The sequence below is a fragment of the Bacillus thermozeamaize genome (assembly GCA_002159075.1).
Taxonomy (GTDB): domain Bacteria; phylum Bacillota; class Bacilli; order ZCTH02-B2; family ZCTH02-B2; genus Bacillus_BB; species Bacillus_BB thermozeamaize.
In genome coordinates, this window is record LZRT01000117.1 from 1 (window position 1) to 5096 (window position 5096).

The 5096-nt window shown below is 49.1% G+C and carries 6 protein-coding genes; all 6 read left to right on the forward strand.

Annotated features, from left to right (window positions below; genetic code table 11):
* Positions 1-387: 387 nt before the first annotated feature.
* The 6 genes from BAA01_03000 (at position 388) to BAA01_03025 (ending at position 4486) form a co-directional block, all read left to right on the forward strand.
* Entirely contained in the window at positions 388-612 is a 225-nt protein-coding gene (locus BAA01_03000) for a hypothetical protein (GenBank protein ID OUM84891.1), read from the forward strand.
* 30 nt (positions 613-642) lie between these two features.
* On the forward strand, positions 643-1668 hold the full coding sequence (locus BAA01_03005) for a hypothetical protein (protein ID OUM84892.1): 1026 nt from the start codon (positions 643-645) through the stop codon (positions 1666-1668).
* Between the two features lie 247 nt (positions 1669-1915).
* A complete protein-coding gene (locus tag BAA01_03010) occupies positions 1916-2272 on the forward strand; it encodes a hypothetical protein (GenBank protein OUM84893.1) in 357 nt (118 codons plus the stop codon).
* A 12-nt stretch (positions 2273-2284) separates the two neighbouring features.
* Positions 2285-2548 carry a hypothetical protein gene (locus tag BAA01_03015; protein ID OUM84894.1) on the forward strand — a complete coding sequence of 88 codons (264 nt, stop codon included), beginning with the start codon at positions 2285-2287 and terminating at the stop codon, positions 2546-2548.
* The gene (locus tag BAA01_03020) at positions 2545-3123 is read left to right on the forward strand and encodes a hypothetical protein (GenBank protein ID OUM84895.1); all 579 of its coding nucleotides are present in this window, start codon (positions 2545-2547) and stop codon (positions 3121-3123) included. The genes BAA01_03015 and BAA01_03020 overlap by 4 nt, the downstream gene beginning before the upstream one ends.
* A gap of 397 nt (positions 3124-3520) precedes the next feature.
* Positions 3521-4486 (forward strand): hypothetical protein, encoded by a 966-nt coding sequence (locus BAA01_03025; protein OUM84896.1) that lies wholly within the window; start codon positions 3521-3523, stop codon positions 4484-4486.
* The last annotated feature ends 610 nt before the right edge of the window (positions 4487-5096 follow it).

The window sequence follows — 5096 nt, forward strand, 5'->3', positions numbered from 1 at the left end:
ATCCGCTTTTCTCCAACTCTTTTCGTTGCTGCTCATATTGCTTGATGTATTTTGCGACCGTTTTCCGATCGATGCCTGTGATTCTCGCGATTTCTCGTTGAGACTTCCCCTCCCGGTAGTGCATGATCAGGATGTTTTGCTTCTGGATCAATTGAATCATCTCTCCCCGCCCCCACATCGCTGATATTCGCTCTGTGAGGATTATCTGATAGGGTGGGGGATTTTTCAATGAGCGCAGTGGCGTAGTTTTAGGTTACCGTATACACAAAAAGCCGAATTATCCCCGATACTTTTCCTGCCATCATAGCAATCACGGGATTGTTCATTCTGAAAGATCCCTTGCAGTCCTTGTGGGGAGGACTGATAGGAGGCGGGATACTTCTGATCATGGCATTGATCAATACCAGTTGGGTCGGAGGAGGGGATGTGAAACTGTTGGCGGGCATGGGTGTTGGATTTGGTTGGACAATTTTGTGGATTTTGTGGATAGCCTGCCTGTTCGGGCTGGTTGCATCATTGGCAATGAAGAAAAAGTCTTTGCCTTTTGCGCCGTTTTTGTTTGTTGGAGCGTTAACGGTTGCTTTGGCAAACCACATTCCTGATTTTTTATGAAAGCGAGGTTCGATGATGGAAGTCATAGCTGTGGATCTGGGCTATGGATATGTGAAGGGATTGTCTGCAAAAGGGAAAAGTATCCTGTTTCCTACCTTGATTGGTCCAGGGCATGACAGGAGCCTTGTTTCCCTGTTTGGGACAAATGGAAAGGATTTGGGCAACCTGCATGTACGGGTGCAAGGGGCTGATTTTTTTATAGGTGAGCTGGCGCGTGAGTCCCGTTCCACTTCTCGCGTGTTTGAAAGTGAAAGGCATCACAATCCCTATACGCGGGTTTTGATGAACGCTGCCATCAGTTTGCTGGCAGAGAAACAGGATGTGTTTCTTGCGACTGGTCTTCCATTGGATTTTTACAAAGCACAAGCGAAAAGTTTCAGGCAGTCCCTGATGGGAGTACAGCCGGAACTGGAATGGGTGTCCGGTCCATTGGCTGGAGAGAAAAGGACGGTGAACATCAGGGAGGCCTTCATCTTTCCGCAGGGGGCTGGCGCGGTGTTCGCTGCCCTGCTGGATGAAAACGGTGGCCATATCTATCCTGAACTGATGTCTCCCGGGACACAGATTGGGCTTATTGACATTGGATTCCGAACGACCGATTACATTGTGGTGGAGATGAAGCATGGCGGAACCTTTGTCCCGAAGGTGGAGCTTTCCGGCACCATTGATGTGGGGGTGATTGAGCTTCACCGGATGGTGAGACAGGTTTACAAACAGATGACAGGCGGGGCTGATCTGGAGGATTTTTATGTGGAGCGGATCATCCGTGATGGACGGATTAACCACAAAGGAAAACCGATTCTTTTTCAGGATCATTTGCAGGCAGGCACAAAGTCCGTTGCAGCAAATATCGCGGATCGGCTGAAAACCGCATGGGGACCTGCCATGGACTTGTTTGATGCCATTTTCCTGTGTGGCGGCGGCGGAGAACTGTTCCATCACTCCCTCCAGCCCCACTTCGACCAGCGGTTGAACCGCGTCCCAAACAGCCAGTTTGCCAACGTCATCGGCTACATGAAGCTGGCAAAAACCTTCATGCACACACATCATCAATAACGCGGACGTGGAAAAGCCCGATCCAACAAGGGTTAACGGTGTGCAACGTCAGACGTATTGCAAATGGAACGTCGGACGGAAAACGTTGTACAAAGACAGTGATGTCAACGGGTCGAAAATATAACGTCAGACGTTCCCGTTCATCTTAAAAAGCTGTCACCGGCTACGTCACCGGAACAAGTGCCTACACATTGAAAAATCAACGTTGAAACGTCCGCCTCAACGTCAGACGCAGGCAGGTGAGAAGATGGCCAGTCCATGGAACAAAAGATACACCTTCAGATTGCAGGCACAAGATGATGACCTGTGTGACTTTCTGGAAAACCTGCCGTCCAATAGGAGAAGCCAGGTCATCCGGAACATGTTGCGGTTTGCTTACGATTATTCGATGGAAATGCGGAAACAGAACGAGCATCTTCAAAAGCTCATTGGAATGGTTGAGGAATTGGCCGAAGGACAGGAACGCATCATGGACAGGATTGAGAGGATCAATCGGGGTTCCGTCATATCTGATTCACCCGTTGGAAACGGAAAACAGAGTAATGCCAATCAGGCCATGCGTGAAAGCGCAATGGCCTTTTTGAACATGTTCGAGCCGGAATAGAGGGGAGAGAAGATGTACCGAAGCCTGTTTTTCGCGGTGGTTTCCGTTATGTTGACAACACTGCATTTGTACTGGAAAAACGGCTATCTCATGTGGGCTGCTGTGTTCATTGCCATGTCATCCTTCGGGTTTGCACTCTTGGAACTCGACGAAAATTTTGTGGGGGACAAAGCAAGAAAAAGAAAATGGCACCACTTTGTGCCTTTGGTCAGCATCGGAATAGCGGGATACGAGGCGTTCATATTGTATCTTGCCGAAAAGGCGGGGATTGGATGAACAAGGATTATCGGGAAGCGATAAGGCACCTCGAGATGTCGCGGATTCACCTGTACAAGCATCTGGTTCAGGAATTGTATGCGCAGGGACATCCCGATGTGCATTTTTCCGACCGGTTGCCCAAGTGTCTTGTAAAAAGGCATGAAGTGAATGGATACCCTGTGTACCAGTTTTCCTATGACGGCATCCTGCCGATGTACGATGATGATCCGGGGTATCATCGGGAAATCAGGGATTATTACATTCGCGCCACACTGCGCGGATATGACTGGCGTTCCAATATGGAATCGTTCGAGAAAGCGGCCATCATGGCTGTTCACTACTTCAGCGATCTTGTGATACGTGACCTGGACAACCGCAACCGAAGCGTACTGATAAATGCCATCCGGTACACGGGACTGATTGGGGATGACAACTGGAAAAACGTAACATATCTGGAAAAAGGGGAGCTGGATGAAGAGGGAAGATGCCACGTTCAGGTATACGTCCTGGGTAGTGAAAACCTGAGCGATTTTTTGGTGGTTCATGACAGAATTCACCATGAAATCGTGAAAGAACTGAATTGGGATTTATGATAGAACGGTTGGGCCAAAACATGATAGAACAGTGGGGGTTTTTTGAGGACTACGGTTCTATCACAAACGGTTCTAACACAAAAACGATCCCAAAAACATTTTAGCCGCAATGGTTCAAGACAATCTGAACGTGGTAGTCCTGTTCTATCATAAAAATACAATGGAAAACCGTTGATACATCAGGCATCCGGAAAGCAAAAGAGGGTAGAAAGCATTTCTGCGAGGTTGTGGGAGTGCTACCACGAACTCTGTTCGTGAGTAGCCGAGCACAACCACCCCGTACCGCTACCATCGTCCCCACCATCCTTGAAGGCAAAACGCAGTCAACCAAGGCCAAAACCCCAGCCCCAAACTCACCTGATGCACACAATTCCAATTTCCAGCGGGAGGTGACCTGATGCAAACCGTACGCCGCATCCAGCAGCTTGACCTTGACATCCTGCACAGCCTGTACAAATACCGCATCCTGACCGTGCCGCAACTGCGGAAACTGCACTTTGCCAACAGCTACACATACCGCAAACTCTCCATCCTGAAAAACAGCGGCTTTGTCACCACGGAACCGCTCCTGCACCGCGGAAGGAAGGCCACATCCCTCTACCGCCTCACCGACAGAGGCATTTGCCTGTTGCAAGAACACGGACTGATAACACAAACCATCAAATCCAGCGACCTGAAAATTCATCCCGACCGGCGAACCTACCACCTGCAAACCAACGACATCCTCATCGACCTGTCCCTCGCCGGATGGCAAGTGATGGACAGCCGTGAAACCAAGGCCAAATACCGCATTGACCGTGGCGACCTTGTCCAGGGGTGCATCACCAACCGTGACGGACAATCCTGGCTTGTTTACCTGTTTCTCTACGACGCCGAGGATGTCACCGTTGTGAAGGCGCTAAACCAGATCGGAACACATAACCAGAACGTTGCTGTCTTCTTCAGGGGCCAGCAGTCGATGGACAAGTTCATCGAAAAGCAGGCCCTTCTTGGTGTAGTAACAAGCGGGGAGATGCTCCTGCTGCCATACGAATACGGAATCCATCTCCTGCGTACTTACCAAACCTCCGATGATTACCTGAACCTGTTCAGGGCGTATGGCGAAATCCGGGAGAGTGACCATCCGCATTTTCCTTACGAAATTTTTATTGACGAGCAATGGCGTTGCCTCGTGAACCTACTTGGGAACGACTTGATGAAGGTGTTTGAGTTGCAGCGCATTACAGAGGGAAGGCTTCGTTGGAGGGATATCCATGCCTTCATTCCTGAGCGGATGGAAGAGCGGTATCTTGAATGGCTTGGAGGCCTGCGCAGGCTTTCCATGACCCCGCTGGACGTGAACGAACTGAAATTCACTGTCTGAACCTTCGCCATTCGGTGAAGGACACGTTGGGGAGCAGCCGTGAATCCAAAATCCAAAGGTAGGTAAGACCATCGATTGAGACAGTTACATGATGCTGGTGTTTGTCTGGGGAGAATCAAACAAAATCAAGCCGCGAAGATGGGCAGCTTGGTGGCGAGTGCCTAAATTAAAAATCGCCATCCATATGTAAACAAACGGATCCCAGAAAAATCCACAAGCTTGAGTTGGGTGAAAAAAGATACGTCTGTTCTTTTTTTGGAAAATCCGTGTGTGATAAACGAGGAACTTTTCTTAAGCAGTTCAATTTGCCTCCAAATAAGTGTTGATGGAAGTGGTTTTACTGTCCTTTCCACTTTATTTAACTGTGAAGTAACTTAAATTGCAATATTAAATGCAACAAAACCACGGGTTCCATTATGTGGTAACCGTTATAGCCTTTTGTAGGCTTTATATTGGGTGGCGGGCATGATAGGCTGATTAGCTATGCGATGTGCCTTACCACCATCGCCCAATCGCAAGAAGTCATGCCCGCAGGGGCCCCATGTCAAGCCGTCGTTAGTGTCCTGCCATCACGAGTTTCCGGTTAAGCGATCTTTGCGATTTCTTCAGC

What these genes read in the sequence shown, in the direction of transcription:
- BAA01_03000 (OUM84891.1), top strand. Translation starts at nt 388, where the DNA reads ATGGCATTGATCAATACCAGTTGGGTCGGAGGAGGGGATGTGAAACTG.
- BAA01_03010 (OUM84893.1), top strand. Translation starts at nt 1,916, where the DNA reads ATGGCCAGTCCATGGAACAAAAGATACACCTTCAGATTGCAGGCACAA.
- BAA01_03020 (OUM84895.1), top strand. Translation starts at nt 2,545, where the DNA reads ATGAACAAGGATTATCGGGAAGCGATAAGGCACCTCGAGATGTCGCGG.
- BAA01_03025 (OUM84896.1), top strand. Translation starts at nt 3,521, where the DNA reads ATGCAAACCGTACGCCGCATCCAGCAGCTTGACCTTGACATCCTGCAC.
- BAA01_03015 (OUM84894.1), top strand. Translation starts at nt 2,285, where the DNA reads ATGTACCGAAGCCTGTTTTTCGCGGTGGTTTCCGTTATGTTGACAACA.